The organism is Desulfovibrio gilichinskyi (genome assembly GCF_900177375.1).
Classification (GTDB): Bacteria; Desulfobacterota; Desulfovibrionia; order Desulfovibrionales; family Desulfovibrionaceae; genus Maridesulfovibrio; species Maridesulfovibrio gilichinskyi.
This window is the reverse complement of record NZ_FWZU01000003.1, coordinates 488,276-509,349: the sequence shown is the minus strand read 5'-3', so window position 1 is coordinate 509,349 and position 21,074 is coordinate 488,276. Positions and strand designations below refer to the sequence as shown.

Genomic DNA, 21,074 nt, shown 5'->3' with positions numbered 1-21,074 from the left:
TGAGTGACAATGCGCAAAACGGCATTACTCAATATCAATTTTATCGTTTTACATTAATTGCGGTCTGAAGCATGGAATCTGAGGTTGTCAAAGCTTTGGAGTTAGTTTCATAAGCTCTCTGTCCGACAATAAGTCCAACCATTTCATCAACCAGTTCTACGTTTGAACCTTCAAGATACCCCTGAGATATAGTTCCGAAACGGTCATCTCCCGGGATACCTTCAACAGGTGCTCCGGAACCTTCAGTTTCAACATAAAGGTTTTTACCGATTGCATTAAGTCCGGCAGGGTTAATGAAGTCATAAACGGGGATATCGGCCGCAGCCAGTTCGATACCGTTTTTATCAAGAGCAGCCATATGCCCTTTTTCCGAGACAACAATATTTACAGCTTCCGGCGGAACAACAAACTCAGGCTGAAGAGCATAACCATTGGAGGTAACAACACGCCCTTCGTTATCAAGTTTGAAAGCTCCGGAACGGGTGTAGCCGTCTTCGCCGTTACGATCTATGCGGAAAAATCCACGTCCTTCAATAGCCAGATCCAAGGGGTTCCCAGTTGGTTCCAGCGACCCTTCGCTAAAGAATTTGTGGATACTGACTTCCTTAACACCCATACCGATCTGCATACCTGTAGGCAGTCTGTTGCCGCCCTGAACCTGAGTTCCGGCAATTTGCATTGTCTGGTACATTAGATCTTCAAATTCTACCCTGCTCTTTTTAAAACCCTGTGTATTTACGTTGGCAAGGTTGTTCGAAAGAACGTCTATGTGTGTCTGCTGTGCGATCATTCCTGTCGCGGCAGTCCAAAGGGAACGCATCATAATCCTATCCTCCTATGTTATGTTGCCTGACCGACTTGCTGAATAACCTTTTTATCAAGCTCATCAGTGCCGGTAATCATTTTCTGGTACATTTCAAAACTACGCTGGCATTCAATCATTGAGACCATTTCGCTAACGACTTCAACGTTTGATTTTTCTATATATCCTTGGAGAATATCCCCTGTTGCGGGAGCAACATCTCCTCCGACTGTATATAGATTTTCACCTTCTTTCTTAACTGTCCGCGGATCAGTTGCCTGAACAAAGTCGAGCTGAGCAAGCTCCTGCCCGTCAGCGCGGATGACTCCGGTTTCATCAATGGTTACTTCCGCTCTTGGAGGAATCGAAACTACACCTCCGCTGGCCACTACAGGATAGCCCTGCTCAGTAATGAGATTTCCTTCAGGTGAAAGAGTGAAAACTCCGTTACGAGTGTAGAACTGTCCTCCGTCTTTCTGGACCGTAAAAAAACCATCACCTCTGATAGCTAAATCAAGGGAGTTGCCGGTTTTCTGAAAAGAGCCTTGAGACATATCTATGACTTCTTCAGACAACCTCGGGCGAGCCATGATTTTAGGCTCTGGAAACATGTTTTTATCACGTATGAACGGTTTGGCATCCACTACATAGTCGTGTGCAAATTTAACAAAGGTATCTTCAAACGCGCAGGTGTCACGCTTAAACCCTGTTGTATTTACGTTAGCCAAATTATTGGCACTGATATTAACCCTGTGTTCGTTGGACATGGCCCCAAAAAGGGCACTAAATGTACTGGTTTGCATATCTTTTCTCCTAAAAAAGGGGATTGCTTGCAACGGTACTTGCAAACAGCAGGCCAATACACACGGTGGATAAAAGCAAGAGTGCGGGAGCGGGCAAAATAAGCAGAAAAGGAAAGAAATGAGGATTACGACAAAAAAATCCCGATTGAGAGTTATCTCAATCGGGACAGTTTAAAACAAATTTAATGAAGACAGGATCAGGCCGTATAATTTATAACAGCCCCGACAGATAATTCAGGGAAAAAAGGCTGGGTTGCATCTGAAACTTCAAATGCCATTGTAGCTTCAACAGACCTCACCCCTTGAGTCGCCGGATAAATTTCAACATGCCCTGCCGGACCGGCTACAGTCTCTCCGGGGCCACCTGCTGTAAAACATCCAGCCGGACCTGCGGTAGTATGACCTGCCGGACCTGCAATTATATTATCTGTTAGTATCGGCATATTCCACCCGCTTATTGTTTATGAATCTCTGCTAATAAAATAACACATCATTAGAACAAGTCAAATATTCAAACAAATCGCAAAATCTGTATTAATTCCGCATAATTTTAACTCACTAATAAAATTTGCTGTTATCCTATCTTATATGTTAATAGTTTTTAAATAATAAAACTGAGTAAGAAAATTTTCCTGCTGTCCCGATGGTCTCTGCTTAAAAAATCACAAGACTTGACATTGCAAACCTATACGCATAAGTTGCTGTCCTCGGTGCGGGTATATCTCAGTGCTTATTTTGGGTGAACAATTGTATTCATATAAGAAGCTTAACTCACCTCTTTACTCCGCATCAGGCCTCATACTGTAACCTTTTTGTTGGGTTTAAGATGCTGAGGTGGGCCTTTTTCGGGTCCACTTTTTTTATTTGGGTCGCAAAGCGACAATAAAAACGGGGATTATCGTGGAGCAAGGCTCATTAGCCAAAAAAATAAGTGACTTCGTGGAGCCGGCAATCGGTACCATGGGCCTTTCACTTTGGGGTGTTGAAGTGACCTCCGCAAACCGTCCGACCGTGATCATTTATATTGATAGCGAATCGGGGGTCAGCATTGACCAATGCGCAAAGGTCAGCAGAGAAATAGGACTTATGCTTGAAGTTGAAGAAATTATAAACAGTGCATATGTTTTAGAGGTTTCTTCCCCGGGCTTAGAACGTAAATTTTTCAAACCTGAACAGGTTACAGCCAACATCGGCAAAAAACTGGAAGTTGCACTCATCATTTCGATTGAAGGGCGCAAAAACTTTCGCGGTGTCTTAACCGGAACCGACGATGAAGGCCTTGTACTCCAGCTTGAAGATCAAGAAGAACCGGTCAAGCTGGATTGGGACAGAATTAGAAAAGCAAAACTCATTCACGAGTTTAAATAATACAAATCAGGCAATTATTTGGCTTGCCGGTACGCGTTATATGCCTTGAACAATGTACCGAAGCGGAGGAGCGACATGGGTTCTGAACTCAAAAAAGCGATCGACCAGATCAGCAAAGACCGTGGGATCGATAAAGATCTTCTGATAGACACACTTGAAGAAGCTGTTCGTTCTTCTGTGGCGCGCAAATATGGCGATGCCATGGATATCGAGGTCAACTACAACGAAGAAATCGGTGAAATCGAAGTTTACCAGTTTAAAGTAGTTGCTGAAGAAGTAACTGACGAGATAAGCGAAATCGTCCTTTCAGAAGCGAAAGAGCATGATCCTAATGTTCAAGTCGATGACGAAATGGGCTTTAAGCTCAAAATTGAAGACCTCGGACGAATCGCAGCCCAATCCGCAAAGCAGGTAATTATTCAGCGCATGCGCGATGCTGAGCAGGAAATTATCTATGATGAATATAAAAGCCGCAAGAACGAAATCGTCAGCGGGATTATTCAGCGCAGAGACCGTTCCGGCTGGATTATCAACCTGGGACGTACTGAAGCTGTTCTGCCTAAAAACGAACAGATCCCCCGTGAAAGATATAAACGCGGAGATAGAGTTCAGGCTTTCCTCATAGATGTTCAGAAAGAAGCTCGTGGACCGCAGATTACTGTGTCCCGCTCTCACCCTGATTATATGACTGCACTTTTCAAAAGAGAAGTCCCTGAAGTTGATGACGATACAGTAAAAATTATGGGAGTAGCCCGTGATCCGGGTCTGCGCGCCAAAGTTGCTGTAAATTCACTCGACAGAGATGTTGATCCGGTAGGAGCTTGCGTAGGTATTCGCGGTTCCCGCATCCAGAACATCGTTCAGGAACTCCGCGGTGAAAGAATTGATATCGTAGTATGGAGCCAGGACATTGCTGTTTATGCCCAGAACGCGCTTTCGCCTGCTGTTATAGCCAGAATTACCGTAGATGATGAAGAAAAAGTTCTTGAAGTTGTTGTTCCGGACGATCAGCTTACCGTTGCAATCGGACGCAAAGGACAGAATGTTAAACTGGCATCAAGACTTCTCGGTTGGAAAATTGATATCTTCACCGAAAGCCGCTACGGAGAGATGAACGCATCAAGCAAAGGAATGGACCAGCTTGCAAGCGTTGCTGAAATAAGCCTTGAAAATTTCTTCTCTGCAGGATTTGAAACTGTAAATCAGATTGCAAGTGCTTCCGAAGAAATTCTCATGACGATTGAGAATATGACTCCTTCAAAAGTTGCCGACATCAAATCAGCTATCAAGCTGCTTGGTATGGGCGATGTTGAATCTGATTACGTAGATGAATCTCTGAGACTCAAAATAGAATCTCTGGAAAAAGCTGAAGCTGCAGTTGAAGAAGCTCAAACAGAAGAAGAAAATAAATCCGAAGAAGACCAAATTTCGGACACTGACAAATAATAAGTAGGTAATATTTTTTGACCGGAATGGATAGCACTGACGGAAATGATCCAGTCAGATCGTGCGTGATTTGCAGGCAGCGATTTGCCAAAAAAAACCTATTCAGGTTTGTTATCGGCAAGGAAGCTTCCGACAACGAGCTTATTCCGGACAACAAGAAAATAATGCATGGACGTGGTTATTACGTCTGCAACAATGAACGCTGTCTGGAAAAAATTAAATTTTTTAAGCCGCGCAAGAAGAAATTCAGGGGGTAGTATTATATGGCTGCAAAGATAAAAGTTAAGGAATTGGCCGCTGAGTTAGGCGTCAATCCCAAGGATATTCTTCAAAAGCTGCGAGATTTGGGTGTGCAGGCTAAAAGCACTGTTGCTGACATTGATGAGGATTCTGCTCAGACTGTCCGTAAAGAACTTGCCGGAGCAACCACAAAAGTTGTTCAAAGAGAAGTTCAGCCTGGTGTTATTGTGCGCCGTCGTAAAACCGGAGCAACAAAGGATGACGCTGACAGCAAAGAAGCTGCTAAGCCTGAAGTTGAAGCAAAAACAGCTAAATCTGCAAATGATTCTGCTGAAAAGCCTGCTAAAAAGGACATTAAAACTCCTACAGCTGAAACTAAAGACGCATCCGGCGAAGCTGCCCCTGCTAAAAAGAAAAAAGCTAAAAAGAAAGAGCCTTTTAAAAACGCAACTCCTGTTGTCAAGATTATCAAACCTGAAGATCTTGAGCAGAAGAAGCAAGAAGCAGCTCCTGTTAAGGTAGAAACCGCGCCGGTTGAAAAAGCGGAAACACCCCCATCTGCAGATTCAGCCGTAGAAAAAGCTCCAGAAAAAGTTGCTGCGTCGGCTCCACGTGTAGAAAAAGGGTCTGGCGAAGAAAAGAAAGAGCACCCTGCCTCTGACAAGAATGACGTTAAGGCTAAAGATTCTGAGCCTAAAAAGAAAAAACGCAAGAAAAAGAAAGAAATAGAACCTCCTAAGGTAAAAATTATTTCAAGACCTGATCCGAATCTGCAGGCAGCACAGCGTGCGGCAGAAGGTCCTTCCGGCGCAAGAACCGCCGAAGACAGAGGACTTCCTGAACGCAGACCTGCAGCTAGACCAGCGGGTGCAAGACCTGCCGGAGCTAGACCAGCTCCAGGCGGAAGACCTGCACCAGGCGGCAGACCGGCTCCCGGAGCTAGACCAGGCGGACCAAGACCTCCTTTCGGAGACAGCAGACCGGCATCCACAGGAAGACCTGTTCCTGGAGAGCCTCAGCCGGGTGCAGAAGAAGGTCAGAGCAAAAAGAAGAAATTTAAGAAAGATAAACGCGTTGTTGAATTCGGTAAAGATAGTAAGAAGACCGATCAAGAACGTGATATGGACAGTAAGTTTCGTCACAAGAAAAAAGGCAAAAGAGGCAAGCAAAAAGAGCTGGAAACAGTTCAACAGAAGCCTTTGAAAGCAGCAAAACGTAAAGTCAAATTCAATGAAGCCATCAGACTTTCAGATATGGCTCATCAGATGGGACTTAAAGCGCAAGAGCTTATTAAGACTCTTTTCGCAATGGGTGTCATGGCGACCATAAACCAGTCTCTTGACATTGATACAGCAACTCTGCTTGCAGCTGAATTTGAATACGGAATTGAAAACGTTTCCTTCTCAGAAGCAGAATTGTTAGTCCCTGAACACGTAGCTGACACTGAAAGTCAACTGCTGCCGCGTCCTCCGATTGTAACTATCATGGGACATGTCGACCACGGTAAAACATCACTTCTTGACGCAATCCGTCACAGTGCTGTTACCGACGGAGAAGCAGGCGGTATCACTCAGCATATCGGTGCATACCATGTAAGCACCCCTCGCGGTGATATTGTTTTCCTTGATACTCCCGGTCATGAAGCTTTCACAACCATGAGAGCACGCGGAGCACAAGTAACTGACATAGTAATTCTTGTTGTCGCAGCAGATGACGGAGTTATGGATCAGACCCGTGAAGCTATAAGCCATTCCAAGGCAGCCGGAGTTCCCATTGTTGTTGCAGTCAACAAAATGGATAAAGAAGGTGCCAACCCCGAAAGAGTTCAGCGCGAACTGTCTGATTTCGACCTCGTACCAGAGGCATGGGGCGGAGATACAATGTTTGTTGAAGTTTCAGCTAAACAGCGTACAGGTCTTGATCAATTACTTGAAATTGTACAGCTTCAGGCCGAAGTTCTGGAACTCAGAGCCAACCCGAACAAAGCTGCTCGCGGTAACATTGTTGAAGCAAAACTCGACAAGGGTCGCGGCCCGCTTGGAACAGTCCTGATTCAGGAAGGAACCATCAATCAGGGTGATCCTTTCGTCTGCGGACTTTACCACGGACGTGTAAGAGCTATGTTCAATGACCGTGGACAAAATATAAAAACAGCTGGTCCGGCTTTCCCTGTAGAAATTCAGGGATTTGACGGGATTCCTCAAGCAGGTGATGAATTCATCTGTGTAGCTGACGATAAGATTGCTCGTAAAATTGCTCAGGAACGTAAGCTGAAACATCGCGAACGTGAACTTGCAGGAAAATCCAAGGTTACTCTTGAATCATTCCTTGCTTCAAAACCTGATCAGGAAATACAGACCCTCAACGTTGTTCTTAAAGCCGACGTACAGGGATCACTTGAAGCAATTGGCGAAGCTCTCGCAAAACTGGCCACTGAAGAAATTAGAGTTGAAGTTATTCACGGCGGAGCCGGTGCAATCACAGAATCAGATATTCTGCTTGCATCAGCAAGTCAGGCCATCATCATCGGTTTTAACGTAAGACCTACTGTTAAAATTAAAGAAGTGGCCGAACGTGAAGAAGTGGAAATCCGTTTCTACGACATCATCTATAAGCTGGTCAGCGAAATTAAAGATGCTATGGCCGGTATGCTCTCCCCTGATATTAAGGAGAACTACTTAGGTCAGGCTGATGTTCAGCAGGTCTTTACTGTACCGAAAGTCGGAACAGTTGCAGGTTGTAAGGTTATAGACGGAAAACTCACAAGAAATGCAAAAGTCAGACTTCTGCGTGACGGAGTTGTAATCTATACCGGAACACTGACCTCGCTTAAACGTTTCAAAGACGATGCTAAAGAAGTAGCTAAGGGCTACGAATGCGGTGTCGGACTTGAAAAATACAACGACATTAAAGAAGGCGACGCAATTGAAGCCTTTGAAGAAATCGAAGTAGCAAGAACCCTCGCATAAAAAAGTATAGGGGGTGACACTTGTCACCCCCTATTTTAAAATTTCCGGCACACCAATGATAATCGGCGTACTCTCTCTGGAATTCAGACTTCATGGAAACAGGTCTCTAAAAGGCAAACGGAAAATAGCACTCAGCCTGAAGCAAAAGCTGCGCAATAAATTTAATGTATCGGTATCTGAAACAGATGCGCAAGACTCCCATGAAAAGCTGGTTCTGGCAGTAGTGACAGTTTCCGGCGAAACACGTAAAGTAGAAAGCAGGTTATCAAAAGCCCTCTCCATGATCGAAGCAATTTCCCCGGCAGAGCTGGTTAACTGTAAAACCGAAATTTTTAGTTCCTGATCACTAAGGTCAGGATAGTTTTTAAAGGTAGATAGATATGAAAACGTCCACATCACGCCGCTCAATTAAAATGGGCGACATGATCATGCGAGAAATCGCCACAATGCTTATTGAAGATGTAGCTGATCCACGTCTTGAACTTGTTTCAATCAGCGGAGTCAGACTAAATAAAGACCTTAAATTCGCCGAAGTTCTTTTTACTCTTTCAGGAGACAAAGAACGGATAGCTGCTGCGCAGAAAGCTCTTGAGAGAGCTGCAGGATATATGCGCAGTACGCTCAGCAAACGTATGAAAGTCAGACAGGTTCCGCAGCTCACATTCGTTCACGATAATTTCCTTGAGGAGATGGTATATGGAAAACCACTTGAAAGAGATCTGCCAGATTCTTAAGGGAGAAGACGATTTCCTGATTGCATCGCATTACCATCCCGATGGTGACGCGCTGGGCTCTACTGCCGCGCTGGGTTTCATTTTAAAAGCTTTAGGTAAAAGGTTTCGCATCTATAATCAGAGCGGAATTCCTGAGGCTATGCAATGGCTTGAATTTCCTGCTCCTATGCTGACCGAAGTTCCTAAAAATTTCGACGGCTGGTTCATAATTCTTGACTGCGGTGATGCCGCGCGCATGGGCGAAACTCTCATGAATGCTATGGACCCTGAAAAATCAATTAATATTGATCACCACATGGGTAATACTGATTTTGCCACCATAAACTGGGTAGATACCAATCGCCCTGCTGTCGGCGAAATGATTACCCTTATTGCGCATGAACTTAAAATTTCTCTTTCAGGACCTCTCGGCGAAGCACTTTATTTATCAATCGCCACTGACACAGGATTCTTCACCTACGGAAACACTAAACCTGAAACACTTGAAATAATCGCAGAGATCTTAAGACACGGGTTGCAGCTTGACCAATTTGTTCCAAAAATCCGCAATCAGTGGACCATGAAACGAATTAAATTGTGGACTCTTGCTTTAGACAAAATCCAGCTGTTTCATAATGAACAGACAGCTATGATTTTTGTGACTCAGGAAATGCTGACTGAAACCGATACAGGTGGCCCCGATTGTGAGGGATTAGTCAATTTCATCCGCAGAATCCGCAAAGTACGGGTTGCAATTGTTGTCCGCGAAGATTCACAGCACAGATTTAAGTTCAGCTTACGTTCATCCGGTTCTGATAATGTTCAGATAATAGCTTCTATGTTCGGCGGCGGCGGGCACAAAAACGCCAGCGGCGGCATGATTGAAAGCTCTGCTGAAAATGTTCGCACAAGACTCACTACAGCTCTCGCTGAAAAGCTATATAATTTATAAGGATATTCCGGTGGGAAGAAAACCTCGTACAAGCCCTCATCAAAAACATGGAGTACTTGTTCTGAACAAACCTTCAGGACCGACTTCAGCAGATTGCCTCAATTCAATCAAACGTGAATTACAGCAACCTAAGATAGGCCACGCCGGAACATTGGACCCACTTGCAGAGGGCGTTCTGCTGGTAATGCTGGGACAAGCCACCAAGCTTGGACCGTATTTAACTGAAAATGAGAAAGTTTACTCAGGCAGTCTGATTATCGGAAAGACTACAGACACTTACGATATTCAGGGGCAGGAAACTTCGAGCCATGATATTTCCGGTATTACAGAAAAAATGGTCGAAAGTGAAATTTTAGCGTGGAATGACTTGACTAGTCAGGAGGTTCCCGCATATTCGGCTGCTAAGCACAAGGGCAGACCGCTCTATGAGCTTGCTCGAAATGGCGAGGAAATCCCCGTCAAAATAAAGAGTATAAATATTTTTGAAGCTAAACCGCTGGAAGTGAGTCTGCCAACGGCCTGTTTTCGAGTTGGGTGCTCTGCCGGCACCTATATTCGCTCCCTCGTCCACAGCTTGGGGATGCGGCTCGAATGCGGCGCAGTAATGGAATCACTTAAGCGTGAAGAAAGTCGACCTTTCAGGTTGGCTGATGCACATGATTTAGACGAGGTTCTTAACGATCCTGACGGTTTTGAGGAACGTGTTATTCCGATTGCGAAAGCACTGCCTCACTGGCCAAAGTTCACTGTGGGTGAACAGATGGCGGCCGATATCATGAACGGAACACGAATCCCGGTCGAAAATGTGCCCGGTTCTGCTGGAATTGCTTTAATCGAAGGAGACAAGGCTATGTTTCTTGCTCCTGACGGAACTCCGCTATCTTTAGCGGAAACCCAGATTATTGATAATCGTATGCACTGGACTGTTCTTCGCGGCTTGTGGGGTTGATTCCCTGTGGGAATTTTACTTCCGGCACAAACAGAACACGCGCACGGGCGCGTAGGAGGGTATCGCTGTGGTAATGGACGCACAAGATAAGGCAAAAGTAATTGAGGAATATCAGACAACACCTGGTGACACCGGTTCCCCAGAAGTACAGGTAGCTCTTCTTACTGCAAGGATTCTGTATCTTACTGACCACTTCAAGACTCACAAAAAGGACTTTCATTCCCGCACAGGCCTACTGAAAATGGTAGGACAGCGCAGAAACATCCTTAAATACCTGAAAGCTAAAGACGTTCAGCGTTATCGTGATCTTATTGCTAAGCTTGGTCTTCGCAAATAGGCAGTTTTTGGGGGAGGTATTACCTCCCCCTTCTTATATCCAAAGCTTTACATTTTTTTATTTCCATACCTTGATACATTTTATAATGTTCAATCTGGTCATTCATAAGACAAGGCACAATTAGCAAACATCCTCCTGATTCGTGACGGAGGTTGGCGGACTTAAAGCATACCACTATGGATTTTTAGTTGGCTAAGGAAGGCGTTCAGACTTTGACGCTGAAATCTTCCCTCAGCCGGCTAGAAAATTCGGAATGCTTCGAACTCCGCAAGTACAAAATGGTTTTTAAACCAAACTCATAAGGAGTTTAAATGTTAGTACCACTCGATAAAATCGAAGTAAAAGGTCAAGTCGGCGCACTTGATATCAAATTAGAAACAGGCCGCATGGCTAATCAGACAAACGGTACCGTATGGATTCAGTCCGGCGGAACTGTCGTCCTTGTAACAGTCGTAAGCATGGCTTCTAGCGAACCTAGAGACTTTTTTCCTCTTACCTGCAACTACCTTGAAAAAACATATGCAGCAGGCCGCATTCCCGGTGGCTATTTCCGCCGTGAAGTAGGTCGCCCTTCAGACCGTGAAACCCTTGTTTCCCGTCTTATGGACCGCCCTATCCGTCCTATGTTCCCTAAATCTTTCTGCGACGAAGTTCAGATTATCGCAACTGTACTTTCCGCTGATGAACACACCAATCCTGATGTTCTGGCAATGACCGGAGCTTCCGCAGCACTTCACATTTCTGACTTACCTTTTAACGGACCTGTTGCAGCGGCCAGAATCGGCATGGTCAACAATCAGTTTGTTCTTTACCCTACTTATAAAGGTGCAGAAGAAGACAGCACCCTCAACCTTGTTTTTGCCGCTACCCGCGACGCAGTTATCATGGTTGAAGGAAGTTCACAGTTCCTTGCTGAAAACACAATCGCTGAAGCCCTTGAATGGGGACATGAGCAGCTTGCTCCGATGTTCGATATTCAGGACGCACTCAGAGAAAAAGTAGGCAAACCTAAAATTGAAGTAGCTGAAGCTGTTAAAGACGAAGAAGTCATCACTTTAGTCACTGAAAAATTCACTGCTGATCTTGATGCAGCTCTTACTATTCCTGAAAAACTGATCCGCAGAGCTGCAAAGTCAGACATTAAAGGACAGGCTGTTAAATTCATTGATGAAACATTCCCTGAAGATCCTAAAAGAGCAAAAGCTGTCGGCGATGCCATGTCTGCTCTTGAAAAGAAAATAGTTCGTAAACGCATTGTCGAAAAAGGTCTCCGTATTGACGGACGTGACCTTACTACAGTCCGTAATCTTTCTATGGAAGTCGGCACATTGCCTATGACTCACGGTTCAGCCCTGTTCCGCAGAGGTGAAACAGCAGCGTTGGCAGTTTGTACTCTAGGTAGTTCACGCGACGAACAGAGGTTCGAAACCCTTACCGGTGAAGATTCCAAACGTTTCATGCTCCACTACAACTTCCCTCCATATTGTGTCGGTGAAGCTAAATTCCTTCGTGCTCCTTCACGTCGTGAAATCGGACATGGAACCCTCGCAGAACGCGCTCTTACTCCTGTTCTGCCTTCTCCTGATGCATTTCCGTTCACCATGCGTGTTGTTTCTGAAGTTATGGACTCAAACGGTTCATCTTCAATGGCTACTGTTTGCGGAACAACACTTTCTCTCATGGATGCAGGTGTTCCGATCTCAGCTCCTGTTGCAGGTATTGCAATGGGTCTTTGTAAAGAAGGCGACGAATACTTCGTTCTGACCGATATTCTCGGCGATGAAGATGCTCTCGGCGATATGGACTTTAAAGTTGCCGGAACAGCTGAAGGCATCACCGCTATCCAGATGGATATCAAAATCAGCGGTATTCCTGCTGATGTTCTTCGCAAAGCTCTTTCTCAGGCTAAAGACGCAAGACTGCTTATTCTTGAAGACATGACAAAGGTCATTGCTGCTCCAAGAGCTCAGCTTTCAAACCGTGCTCCTCAGATGGAAGTTCTGCACATCAACCCTGAAAAAATCAGAGATCTTATCGGACCCGGCGGTAAAAATATCAAAGCTATCACTGCTGAAACTTCAGCTGATATCGATATTGAAGATTCAGGTAAAGTTTCCATCTTCGCACCTACTCTTGAATCACTCAAGAAAACTGTGGAAATGGTTCAATACTACGACCAGACTGCTGAACTCGGTAAAAACTACGTCGGTACTGTTAAAAAGATCCTCGAAATCGGCGCAATTGTTGAAATTCTGCCCGGACTCGAAGGACTTCTGCATGTTTCACAGATTGATGTTGAACGCATCGAAAATGTAACTGACGTTGTTCAACTCGGTCAGGAGATCACAGTTAAGGTAGTTGAAGTACAGCCTAACGGCCGCATCAGACTTTCCCGTAAAGCATGGCTCATGGAGCAGGCTGGACAGGATGTTGATCTTGACAGATTCAAAATGCCTAGCGGTGGACCTCGCAGAGAAGGAAGCCGTGACGGTGGCCGTCGCGACAGCCGTGACAGTCGTCCACGCAGATAAGTCTTAGACTTACAAAAAACTAAAATATAAAAGCCTCTCTTAGAATCATCTTCTAAGAGAGGCTTTAACTTTTTGAATTCGAAAGCTAAATAATTCCGCCACGAACTAATGCGAAAGAGTTATAGAGCTGTATGCGAATATTTCATGAGGAAAGTCAGCTCTGAATAAATGTCAGTAGATCGGCATTAAACTTCGCGGATTCCGTCTGGGCAAGACCGTGAGAACCGCCCTTATAAACTTTCAGGACTGAATCTTTCACGAGCTTTGCCGTCTTCTCACCCGTGGCTGCCAACGGTACAATCTGGTCATCATCGCCATGAATGATGAGTGTCGGGCGGTCAATTTTCTTCAGGTCATCAGTATAATCAACCTCGGAGAACTCATGGATGCAGTCATACTGTCCCTTAACGCTACCAGCGAGCCCCTGAAGACGGAAGCTTTCGCGGAAACCGGCGTTTTCGGTTACGCCATCCCTGTTAAAACCGTAAAAGGAAGCTGTAAGGTCATAGTAAAATTGCGAACGGTTCGAGGCTGTACCGGCGCGGATATCATCAAACACCTCCATCGGTACACCTTCCGGATTGGCAGCCGTCTTCAGCATAAGCGGAGGAACGGCACCGACCAGAACAATCTTGGCGACGCGAGCATTCCCATGCCGACCGATATAGTGAACAACTTCGCCACCACCTGCGGAGTGACCGACCAGCACCAAATTGTTAAGATCCAGTGAGTCGATGAGAAATGCGAGATCGTCGGCATACTGGTCTATGTTATTGCCGTCCCAAGGTTGGTCAGAACGACCGTGGCCACGGCGGTCATGTGCTATCACGCGGTAGCCCTTGTGGCCGAAAAAGATCATCTGTGCATCCCATGCATCGGCCGATAGCGGCCAGCCATGTGCAAACAAAATTGTCTGCCCGTTACGCGGTCCCCAATCTTTATAAAAAACATTTGTGCCATCGGGAGTTGTTACTTTGCTCATATTATTTTTCCTTTGGCTCAGGACTAATTAACATTTTCCTGCTCGCCATCAGTTATTAATCTTGTGCGACTAAATTGTGCACGATCTGTATATGCAAACTTACCACATTTTCAGCTAAAGGCAAATTTATAAGCTTGCACACGCCCTCTCTTATCCATTTCACAATTTTTACCTCTGAAAATTCACCACTTTTTTTGCTATAAGAAAAGCCGCTCTCGTTAGACCGTATTAACAGTGCAACGAGAGCGGCTTTAGTAAGCAACTTTAATTATATAAATACGTTATACTAACTACGACCTTTCATCAAAAACACGTTTTGTTTTTGCGAAGCTTCTAGGCAGGTAACCAGGTTTCAAAATTTCAACTTTTACTCTGACTAAAATAAATTTACGAATTCTGTCGGCAATGGCCTCAGCAAGATTTGTATCATTATCAGCACTGACACCGAGTTTACGCTCCACCTTGACCACCATGTGATCGAGCCCCTCACGCCTTTCAAGAAAAATCTGATACTCTGAGCTGGCTTCCGGGAAAAATTCCAGTACAGACCCAATCTGGCCCGGATAAACATTCACTCCGCGGAAGATAAACATATCATCGCTTCGACCTAGGATATGATCATGACGCGGCATAGAACATCCGCATGAGCATTTTCCGGGAATAATCCGTGTCAAATCACGTGTACGGTAACGAACGAGCGGTGAAGCCTCTTTATTGAGGGTAGTAACAACCAGTTCCCCGATCTCCCCGTCCGCAACAGGTTCAAGAGTGACGGGATCGATAATTTCAGCAATATATTCATCGCCCCAGTAATGAATGCCGTCTCTGGCTTTACATTCAATACCGGCCCCGGGGCCGTACAATTCAGTCATACCGGAAATGTCATGACTTGATTCAAGTCCGAGAGCCTCTTCAAACTGTTTACGCATTTTAGGAGAGTGAGCCTCTCCTCCGAAAATACACCGTTTGAGTTTAAGCTTATCTGTCAGACCTGCTTTATGAGCTTCTTCACCGAGCAGCAGAGCCATGGAGGCGGTCGAGCAAAGGCAGGTAGCCTCAAGATCAACCAGAATTTGAAGTTGAATCTCCAGCATCCCCGGCCCTACAGGCAAAGTCATTGCGCCGAAATGCTCCGAACCTAGCTGGAACCCTGCCCCCGCAGTCCAAAGGCCGTAACCGACACAGACCTGCACCCGGTCAAGCGTTGTCATGCCGGTTAATTCATAACAGCGGGCAAACATATTTTTCCAAGTTTCAAGATCTTTTTTGGTATATGATAAGATTTTACGTTTACCGGTTGTTCCGCTTGAGCCATGAATTCTGACAACCTGTTCTTCAGGAACAGATAAAAGAGGTAACGGATAACCGTCTTTCAAATCATCTGCAGTGGTAAAAGGAAGTTTTCTGATATCATCCAACGATCTGATATCTCCGGGTTCAATAGATTTTTCTTTGTACCTGAGAGCATAGAAAGGACTATTTTCCGCGGTATGAGAAACCGTCCACTTAAGACCATCAAGTTGTTTCTGTGCTATTTCTTCAGGTTCAAGATCTGGAATAAATCTATATTTGCCGCTCATTGGAGTCTCCTTGAAAACTTGTTCTATCCTGATAACTGTCGTAATCACATTTGCATGACTTTGTTAAACTAATTTTTTTTGCAGGAAAACTATAAATCTATGTGTAAAACCAAATCAATATGACATCAGCCACAATAAATTTTATAAATATATCCCCGGCAGCCATTGCTTCCGCAGCTCTCATCGGAGCAGTTCTCGGCAGTTTTTATGCCTGCGCAGTATATCGCTACATAGCAGGACAGACACTAACAAATCCGCCGCGTTCCATGTGCCCTGAATGCGGACATATGATCGCGTGGTATGAGAATATTCCGCTGCTGAGTTATTTTTTTCTGAAAGGGAAATGCGCATCCTGCCATAAACCGATCAGCCTTATGTACCCGCTGATAGAATCCGTTTCCGTACTGTGGGCAGTGCTGCTTATGATTATGTATGGACCATCGCCGTTATGGCTTATGTATATGTTTTTCGGCGGACTTTTGATTGTAGCGTCTTTTATTGACCTTAAAACATTTATTTTACCTGACATCATAACAATTCCCGGTTCAATCGCAGCTATTCCATGCGCGGCTATGCTTACCAATATCGGTTGGGAAGGCGCATTAATCGGCGCGGGGCTTGGCGGAGGACTGTTCTGGTCGCTGCGGCTTCTTTATCGCGGACTCAGGGGAATCGAAGGACTAGGGCTTGGTGACGTGAAAATTATGTTCATGATCGGAGCATTGGCCGGACCGCAAAATATTCCGCTTGTTATTACTGTCGCAGCTTTTTCAGGACTGCTCGCAAGTGCGATCATGATGATGGTGGATAAAAAAAGAGAATACGGGAGTATGATTCCTTTCGGACCTTTTCTCGCTCTGGGGGCGATGCTCAGCATCCTTTACTCAGATACTTTCTGGATATGGTATTTGCAGGGGTAAATGCAGCAAAAATTTATGAAAGGGGAAGCCTTCACAGACTTCCTCTTTTCAAATCTGAGAAAGATATTAAACTCCGAAGGGACCGAACTTTCTAACATATTCCTGAAGTTCTTCCCAAAGGTGTTCAGAAAATTTGTCATATTTCTCAGCAGCTGTATCATAGCTTTCGAGCTTTTTAACAACATGTGCTGCTTTTTCATAAACAGTTTTAAATTCATCTTCATTCATGTCTGCCATTTTCATGGCTTCTTCTTTGGTAAGATTGCCAGTATGGACAAAGACTCCGGACAATACGCCCATCATCATTTTTACATTCTTCTGAGCCATTTCTCACTCCTTAAAAAAGTTAATAAACCCCTTGTTAGCTGTAATGCATTAACACTATTTAATTCATAATTGCAAGTAATTCAGCAGCAAACTCTAATAAATAAAGGTACAAAACACCTGTAACATCCGGCGCGTAGCACCCGTTGCGTTTTTTCAGCACCGAACGTACTATCATCTTTTATAACTTATTAAATAAACAGACACATGGATAAAATTAACAACAGCATTTGGATTAACGCAGGGGAAGCTTCCGGAGACATGCACGGCGCACTGCTTGCTTCAAAACTGATGAATGCAGACCCTGAGCTTAAAATTTTAGGCATGGGGGGGTCTGCTATGGAAAAAGCGGGTTGTGATATCCGCTACCCTATGCAGCTGATTTCCCTTGTAGGTTTTACGGAAGTTTTTCCCAAACTGCCGCGCCTGCTAAAATTATTCGGACAAATCGGTGATATCTTAAAAGCGGAACGGCCAAAAGCAGTCGTGTTGATTGACTGCCCTGATTTTAATTTCAGAATAGCTAAAATCGCACACAAGCTAGGCATTCCGGTATATTATTATATCACTCCGCAAATTTGGGCATGGCGTCAGGGCAGAGCTAAATTCCTGCAAAAGTATGTTCGTAAAATATTATGTATTCTACCCTTCGAACAGCAGTTTTTTAAAGACCGCGGAGTCGACGCTCAGTATGTAGGCCACCCGCTGCTCGACCTCCTGCCGCTTGCAGAACTCGATGCCATAACTCCTGATCCGAATCTCGTGGGGATTCTTCCGGGCAGCAGAAGCAAAGAAATATCTTCGCTCTTACCGGAATTTGCTAAGACAGCAGAGATGCTGCTTGCAGATTTTCCTGAACTTAAATTCTCAATTGCCAGAGCCCCTGGAATAACCGAAGAAAAACTGCGCAGCTACTGGCATTCAAATATTCCGGTTACTATCAATCAACCGGATAACCGGTACCGCTTGATGCGCAGCTCAAACGTCATTATGGCAGCATCAGGAACGGCAACACTCGAATGCGCTCTCATAGGCACGCCGACACTTGTTGCATACAAAATATCTGCGCTTTCTGCATTCATTGCACGCAAAATTATATCAGTAAAATATATCAGTCTTGCGAACCTGATTCCTGACAAATCTCTCCTTCCTGAATGTATTCTTGAAAAAGCATCTGCCAAGTTTTTTTATCCATATTTACATGAGTGGATTAAAAACCCTGCTTCAGCGGAGACAGTCAGGTGCAATTTAAGCGATTTACGTAAAATGATAGGGGAACCGGGTGTTGCGGACAGAGTTGCTCAAATAATTCAAGATGATTTGAATTCTCTGTAAAAAATTATTCCATCCCTAAATAAAAAACCCCTCGGACCCAGTGCCCGAGGGGTTTTCTGACTTTGGAACAACGCGAAACAACCAACATGATTGTTTCGCAACTCACAAACCAAATTTACTGTTGTACTAAACGCAACCAGTCGGCTTTGGAAGGCCAGCCATTTTACAAGCTCCCTTACCAGGACCGGAAGGAAACAATTCATAAATGTGTTTAAGTTTATAACCAGTAACTTTTGAAAGAATGCGAACCATAGGAGCAATTCCGTTTTTCTTGTAGTAGTCCTGCAAGAAATCAAGAACCTTCTGATGTTCTTCATTCAATTCTTTAATGCCTTCGCCAGCTTTACAGTAGTCTACCCATTCAGGAGCCCACTCTTCAAACTTAAGCAGAAAACCATCTTCATCGACTTCAAAACTTTTACCTTCGAATTCAACGTTTGCCATGTATACCTCCATAAAATTAAATAGTGAAAGCAGATAATTGCTTAAACTTTCAGGATATAATGCACTTCTTCAAATTAAAAAATTTGCAGCCCCTGCATCAAGTACCTGTCTACCAAATAAAACCTAGGAAAAAAAAATTCAAGAGAAATTTCATAACAGTTCATCTTTCTATCAAAATTAACTCCTTTTTTCCTACTAAATTTGCTCAAGTAGGAAAAATATCCCCCCTCTTAAACACACTTCTCAAACACAACATACTGTAATAACATAACATATAACAACGGGATCAAATTTTGCTTAAAGTGAGAGTATAATCAGGAGGGTAAAAAAATGGAAATCAGTTTTGGAACAGAGTCCTTAAAAGCGCCGATTAGAAATGAAAATATCACTTCAAAGAACAATAATTCTGCTCAAATCCAAACACGTGAACAAAAGATTGATACCATTTCTTCGAACATAAGATCCGGTATTAAAGCTCAGGATGTCAATCCGGAGCAGCTGCTTGAACAGACTGTTGAAGCAAGCGCACATGGCACAGAAATAAATGATGCCCATGATTTTGACCTTGCAAGAGTGATGAAACTTCTTTCTGATCCTCTTCTTCAAAATGACATTTAGCAGACAAAGCGTCTCGAACAGAAAAATAATCCTAAAAACAAGCTGACAAAAAATATTTAGCCGCTTGAATAAAATTTTCCACATAAATACGGTCTTTCATGCCGTATTATAGGTTATTTTCAGGCAAAGCCTCGATTTACTGCAAATCGGGGCTTTGCCTTTTTCAATGCAAAATGGTAATGGAGGGAAGTTTCAGCCTTTAAAAGGTCATACACAAATTCTATGAATAATATCAGTAAGATAAAATCAACAAAGAAAACATCCCCCGGGTATCCGCCAATGGAATCATGTTTAATGCCGCCATTGCCGGTAAAGTCCGACCCTTCATGGTATGTTCCGACAGCTTCAGAATGTTTGCAACATTGGGAAGATTTTAAAATGTTTGATAACATCAAAGCGCACAGCACACAGGTCGCAAAAGTAGCTGTATCCATTGCTTTGATAGCGCAGCAGGCAGAAATCCCGGTACATGTTCCAACCATTCAGGCATCTGCACTGATGCATGATATTGCTAAAACATACTCAATCCAGCACGGTGGCAATCACAGCCAGCTCGGTGCTGCGTGGACCCTGCGACTTACCGGTAATCCGGTTATTGCTATGGGCGTATTGCACCACGTATTCTGGCCGTTTGAACCGGATGCTGAAAAATATTTCCTCCCGCTTGTCATAAGCTACAGTGACAAGCGTGTTATGCACGATACTCTGACTTCTCTTGAAAAAAGATTTAGTGATCTGGCTGTCAGATATGGTAAAACAGAAAAAATAAAACAAAGAATTCACCAAACTTATGAACAGGCCTTAGTTCTTGAACAACGGCTTGAAAACCTACTTGGAGTTGATCTAAATGCGTGTTCTTTTGATAGCGGGCGGCTGGTCTGACGAACGGGAAGTATCCCTCAGCGGAGCAAAAGGCATTCATTCGGCTCTGCTTGAACTAGGGCACGAAGTTGACATGCTGGACCCTGCGCAAGACTTCGGTAATCTGATGAGCCGCGCGAGTCAGGCTGACTTTGCGTTTATTAATCTTCACGGTTCTCCGGGAGAAGACGGACTTATTCAGGCAATACTGAACCGCACATCCTGCCCGTATCAGGGGTCTGGACCGGAAAGTTCTTTTTTATCGCTGAACAAAGCTGCCACCAAAACAATTTTTGATCATAACTCTATTCTAACTCCAAAATGGGAACTGATCTGCTCTATAGACGGATGCAAAGGAATCCAAAATCTGAAACCACCGGTTTTCATTAAACCGAATTCAGGCGGATCAAGCCTTGGTATGACCTTTGCGAAAACTGAACAGGAAATGCAGTACGGAATTGAAAAAGTCTTCAGCATGGGCGACAGCGCTTTGGTGGAAGAATACACTAGAGGAATTGAAGTAACATGCGGAATTCTAGGTGACGAACCTCTACCGCTTATTCTGATTACTCCTCCTGAAAAAGCACAGTTCTTTGACTACAACAGCAAATATGCCATCGACGGAGCGGAAGAAATCTGCCCTGCACCGATTGAAGAAAAACTCACAAAGCAAATTCAGGAAATCACACTGAAAGCACATAAGCTTCTGGGCCTTTCCGGATACAGCAGAGCGGACTTTATAATTTCAGAAACCGTTCCTTATATTTTGGAAGTGAACACCCTTCCGGGTATGACTCCGACAAGTCTCGTTCCGAGAGCTGCTAAAACGGCGGGTTACTCATTCAACATGCTGATTGAAAAACTTATTGAACTTGGAAAAAACAGATAAAAGATTTTTAT

22 protein-coding genes are annotated in these 21,074 nt (G+C 44.3%); 15 read left to right on the top strand and 7 right to left on the bottom strand.

Translation table 11 applies throughout. The features are described from left to right. Window positions 1-40 precede the first annotated feature (40 nt). The 3 genes from flgG to B9N78_RS10755 all read right to left on the bottom strand — a co-directional run bounded on the left by flgG (window position 41) and on the right by B9N78_RS10755 (window position 2,048). Window positions 41-823: a flagellar basal-body rod protein FlgG gene (gene flgG, locus B9N78_RS10765; RefSeq protein WP_085102083.1), complete on the bottom strand. Its 783-nt coding sequence runs from the start codon at window positions 821-823 to the stop codon at window positions 41-43. A gap of 17 nt (window positions 824-840) precedes the next feature. Next, entirely contained in the window at window positions 841-1,605 is a 765-nt protein-coding gene (gene flgF / locus B9N78_RS10760) for a flagellar basal-body rod protein FlgF (RefSeq protein ID WP_085102081.1), read from the bottom strand. A 197-nt stretch (window positions 1,606-1,802) separates the two neighbouring features. Further along, window positions 1,803-2,048, bottom strand: coding sequence for a hypothetical protein (locus tag B9N78_RS10755; RefSeq protein WP_085102079.1), 246 nt, complete (start codon window positions 2,046-2,048; stop codon window positions 1,803-1,805). A gap of 457 nt (window positions 2,049-2,505) precedes the next feature. Between B9N78_RS10755 and B9N78_RS10750 the strand changes: the two genes are divergently transcribed. The 10 genes from B9N78_RS10750 (at window position 2,506) to pnp (ending at window position 13,110) form a co-directional block, all read left to right on the top strand. Next, window positions 2,506-2,973 carry a ribosome maturation factor RimP gene (locus tag B9N78_RS10750; protein ID WP_085102077.1) on the top strand — a complete coding sequence of 156 codons (468 nt, stop codon included), beginning with the start codon at window positions 2,506-2,508 and terminating at the stop codon, window positions 2,971-2,973. Between the two features lie 75 nt (window positions 2,974-3,048). Then, entirely contained in the window at window positions 3,049-4,419 is a 1,371-nt protein-coding gene (gene nusA, locus B9N78_RS10745; RefSeq protein ID WP_085102075.1) for a transcription termination factor NusA, read from the top strand. A 26-nt stretch (window positions 4,420-4,445) separates the two neighbouring features. Next, window positions 4,446-4,676 (top strand): YlxR family protein, encoded by a 231-nt coding sequence (locus tag B9N78_RS10740; RefSeq protein ID WP_137982528.1) that lies wholly within the window; start codon window positions 4,446-4,448, stop codon window positions 4,674-4,676. A 6-nt stretch (window positions 4,677-4,682) separates the two neighbouring features. Then, a complete protein-coding gene (gene infB / locus B9N78_RS10735; RefSeq protein ID WP_085102071.1) occupies window positions 4,683-7,628 on the top strand; it encodes a translation initiation factor IF-2 in 2,946 nt (981 codons plus the stop codon). Between the two features lie 55 nt (window positions 7,629-7,683). Further along, window positions 7,684-7,971, top strand: coding sequence for a DUF503 domain-containing protein (locus B9N78_RS10730; RefSeq protein WP_085102069.1), 288 nt, complete (start codon window positions 7,684-7,686; stop codon window positions 7,969-7,971). A 37-nt stretch (window positions 7,972-8,008) separates the two neighbouring features. Beyond that, window positions 8,009-8,362 (top strand): 30S ribosome-binding factor RbfA, encoded by a 354-nt coding sequence (gene rbfA / locus B9N78_RS10725; RefSeq protein ID WP_085102067.1) that lies wholly within the window; start codon window positions 8,009-8,011, stop codon window positions 8,360-8,362. Further along, window positions 8,325-9,293 carry a DHH family phosphoesterase gene (locus tag B9N78_RS10720; protein ID WP_085102065.1) on the top strand — a complete coding sequence of 323 codons (969 nt, stop codon included), beginning with the start codon at window positions 8,325-8,327 and terminating at the stop codon, window positions 9,291-9,293. The genes rbfA and B9N78_RS10720 overlap by 38 nt, the downstream gene beginning before the upstream one ends. A gap of 10 nt (window positions 9,294-9,303) precedes the next feature. Beyond that, complete coding sequence (gene truB / locus B9N78_RS10715) at window positions 9,304-10,242, top strand: tRNA pseudouridine(55) synthase TruB (RefSeq protein ID WP_085102063.1); 939 nt, start codon at window positions 9,304-9,306, stop codon at window positions 10,240-10,242. Window positions 10,243-10,309: 67 nt separating this feature from the next. After that, window positions 10,310-10,579 carry a 30S ribosomal protein S15 gene (rpsO, locus tag B9N78_RS10710; protein WP_085102061.1) on the top strand — a complete coding sequence of 90 codons (270 nt, stop codon included), beginning with the start codon at window positions 10,310-10,312 and terminating at the stop codon, window positions 10,577-10,579. 311 nt (window positions 10,580-10,890) lie between these two features. Beyond that, window positions 10,891-13,110: a polyribonucleotide nucleotidyltransferase gene (gene pnp, locus B9N78_RS10705; RefSeq protein ID WP_085102059.1), complete on the top strand. Its 2,220-nt coding sequence runs from the start codon at window positions 10,891-10,893 to the stop codon at window positions 13,108-13,110. Between the two features lie 154 nt (window positions 13,111-13,264). Here the strand turns inward: pnp and B9N78_RS10700 are convergent, their stop codons facing one another. Then, window positions 13,265-14,092, bottom strand: a complete 828-nt coding sequence (locus B9N78_RS10700; RefSeq protein WP_085102057.1) for an alpha/beta fold hydrolase — start codon at window positions 14,090-14,092, stop codon at window positions 13,265-13,267. 290 nt (window positions 14,093-14,382) lie between these two features. Next, window positions 14,383-15,672 (bottom strand): phenylacetate--CoA ligase family protein, encoded by a 1,290-nt coding sequence (locus tag B9N78_RS10695; RefSeq protein ID WP_085102055.1) that lies wholly within the window; start codon window positions 15,670-15,672, stop codon window positions 14,383-14,385. A gap of 119 nt (window positions 15,673-15,791) precedes the next feature. Here B9N78_RS10695 and B9N78_RS10690 point away from each other — a divergent pair, with 119 nt between their 5' ends. Further along, window positions 15,792-16,592, top strand: coding sequence for a prepilin peptidase (locus tag B9N78_RS10690; protein ID WP_245805523.1), 801 nt, complete (start codon window positions 15,792-15,794; stop codon window positions 16,590-16,592). 66 nt (window positions 16,593-16,658) lie between these two features. Here the strand turns inward: B9N78_RS10690 and B9N78_RS10685 are convergent, their stop codons facing one another. Beyond that, a complete protein-coding gene (locus B9N78_RS10685; RefSeq protein WP_085102053.1) occupies window positions 16,659-16,919 on the bottom strand; it encodes a hypothetical protein in 261 nt (86 codons plus the stop codon). A 204-nt stretch (window positions 16,920-17,123) separates the two neighbouring features. Between B9N78_RS10685 and lpxB the strand changes: the two genes are divergently transcribed. After that, entirely contained in the window at window positions 17,124-18,251 is a 1,128-nt protein-coding gene (gene lpxB / locus B9N78_RS10680) for a lipid-A-disaccharide synthase (RefSeq protein ID WP_085102051.1), read from the top strand. A 126-nt stretch (window positions 18,252-18,377) separates the two neighbouring features. Here the strand turns inward: lpxB and B9N78_RS10675 are convergent, their stop codons facing one another. After that, window positions 18,378-18,695: a TusE/DsrC/DsvC family sulfur relay protein gene (locus B9N78_RS10675; RefSeq protein ID WP_085102049.1), complete on the bottom strand. Its 318-nt coding sequence runs from the start codon at window positions 18,693-18,695 to the stop codon at window positions 18,378-18,380. Between the two features lie 330 nt (window positions 18,696-19,025). Here B9N78_RS10675 and B9N78_RS10665 point away from each other — a divergent pair, with 330 nt between their 5' ends. The 3 genes from B9N78_RS10665 to B9N78_RS10655 all read left to right on the top strand — a co-directional run bounded on the left by B9N78_RS10665 (window position 19,026) and on the right by B9N78_RS10655 (window position 21,063). Beyond that, window positions 19,026-19,313 (top strand): hypothetical protein, encoded by a 288-nt coding sequence (locus B9N78_RS10665; RefSeq protein ID WP_085102045.1) that lies wholly within the window; start codon window positions 19,026-19,028, stop codon window positions 19,311-19,313. A gap of 279 nt (window positions 19,314-19,592) precedes the next feature. Continuing rightward, window positions 19,593-20,195, top strand: a complete 603-nt coding sequence (locus B9N78_RS10660) for an HD domain-containing protein (RefSeq protein ID WP_085102361.1) — start codon at window positions 19,593-19,595, stop codon at window positions 20,193-20,195. After that, complete coding sequence (locus B9N78_RS10655) at window positions 20,161-21,063, top strand: D-alanine--D-alanine ligase family protein (protein WP_085102043.1); 903 nt, start codon at window positions 20,161-20,163, stop codon at window positions 21,061-21,063. The genes B9N78_RS10660 and B9N78_RS10655 overlap by 35 nt, the downstream gene beginning before the upstream one ends. Window positions 21,064-21,074: the final 11 nt, after the last annotated feature.

Bases quoted from the DNA above. Each gene is read 5' to 3' on its own strand.
- flgG (WP_085102083.1), bottom strand. From the start codon at position 823: ATGATGCGTTCCCTTTGGACTGCCGCGACAGGAATGATCGCACAGCAG.
- flgF (WP_085102081.1), bottom strand. From the start codon at position 1,605: ATGCAAACCAGTACATTTAGTGCCCTTTTTGGGGCCATGTCCAACGAA.
- B9N78_RS10755 (WP_085102079.1), bottom strand. From the start codon at position 2,048: ATGCCGATACTAACAGATAATATAATTGCAGGTCCGGCAGGTCATACT.
- nusA (WP_085102075.1), top strand. From the start codon at position 3,049: ATGGGTTCTGAACTCAAAAAAGCGATCGACCAGATCAGCAAAGACCGT.
- B9N78_RS10740 (WP_137982528.1), top strand. From the start codon at position 4,446: ATGGATAGCACTGACGGAAATGATCCAGTCAGATCGTGCGTGATTTGC.
- infB (WP_085102071.1), top strand. From the start codon at position 4,683: ATGGCTGCAAAGATAAAAGTTAAGGAATTGGCCGCTGAGTTAGGCGTC.
- B9N78_RS10730 (WP_085102069.1), top strand. From the start codon at position 7,684: ATGATAATCGGCGTACTCTCTCTGGAATTCAGACTTCATGGAAACAGG.
- rbfA (WP_085102067.1), top strand. From the start codon at position 8,009: ATGAAAACGTCCACATCACGCCGCTCAATTAAAATGGGCGACATGATC.
- B9N78_RS10720 (WP_085102065.1), top strand. From the start codon at position 8,325: ATGGAAAACCACTTGAAAGAGATCTGCCAGATTCTTAAGGGAGAAGAC.
- pnp (WP_085102059.1), top strand. From the start codon at position 10,891: ATGTTAGTACCACTCGATAAAATCGAAGTAAAAGGTCAAGTCGGCGCA.
- B9N78_RS10700 (WP_085102057.1), bottom strand. From the start codon at position 14,092: ATGAGCAAAGTAACAACTCCCGATGGCACAAATGTTTTTTATAAAGAT.
- B9N78_RS10695 (WP_085102055.1), bottom strand. From the start codon at position 15,672: ATGAGCGGCAAATATAGATTTATTCCAGATCTTGAACCTGAAGAAATA.
- B9N78_RS10690 (WP_245805523.1), top strand. From the start codon at position 15,792: ATGACATCAGCCACAATAAATTTTATAAATATATCCCCGGCAGCCATT.
- B9N78_RS10685 (WP_085102053.1), bottom strand. From the start codon at position 16,919: ATGGCTCAGAAGAATGTAAAAATGATGATGGGCGTATTGTCCGGAGTC.
- lpxB (WP_085102051.1), top strand. From the start codon at position 17,124: ATGGATAAAATTAACAACAGCATTTGGATTAACGCAGGGGAAGCTTCC.
- B9N78_RS10675 (WP_085102049.1), bottom strand. From the start codon at position 18,695: ATGGCAAACGTTGAATTCGAAGGTAAAAGTTTTGAAGTCGATGAAGAT.
- B9N78_RS10665 (WP_085102045.1), top strand. From the start codon at position 19,026: ATGGAAATCAGTTTTGGAACAGAGTCCTTAAAAGCGCCGATTAGAAAT.
- B9N78_RS10660 (WP_085102361.1), top strand. From the start codon at position 19,593: ATGGAATCATGTTTAATGCCGCCATTGCCGGTAAAGTCCGACCCTTCA.
- B9N78_RS10655 (WP_085102043.1), top strand. From the start codon at position 20,161: ATGCGTGTTCTTTTGATAGCGGGCGGCTGGTCTGACGAACGGGAAGTA.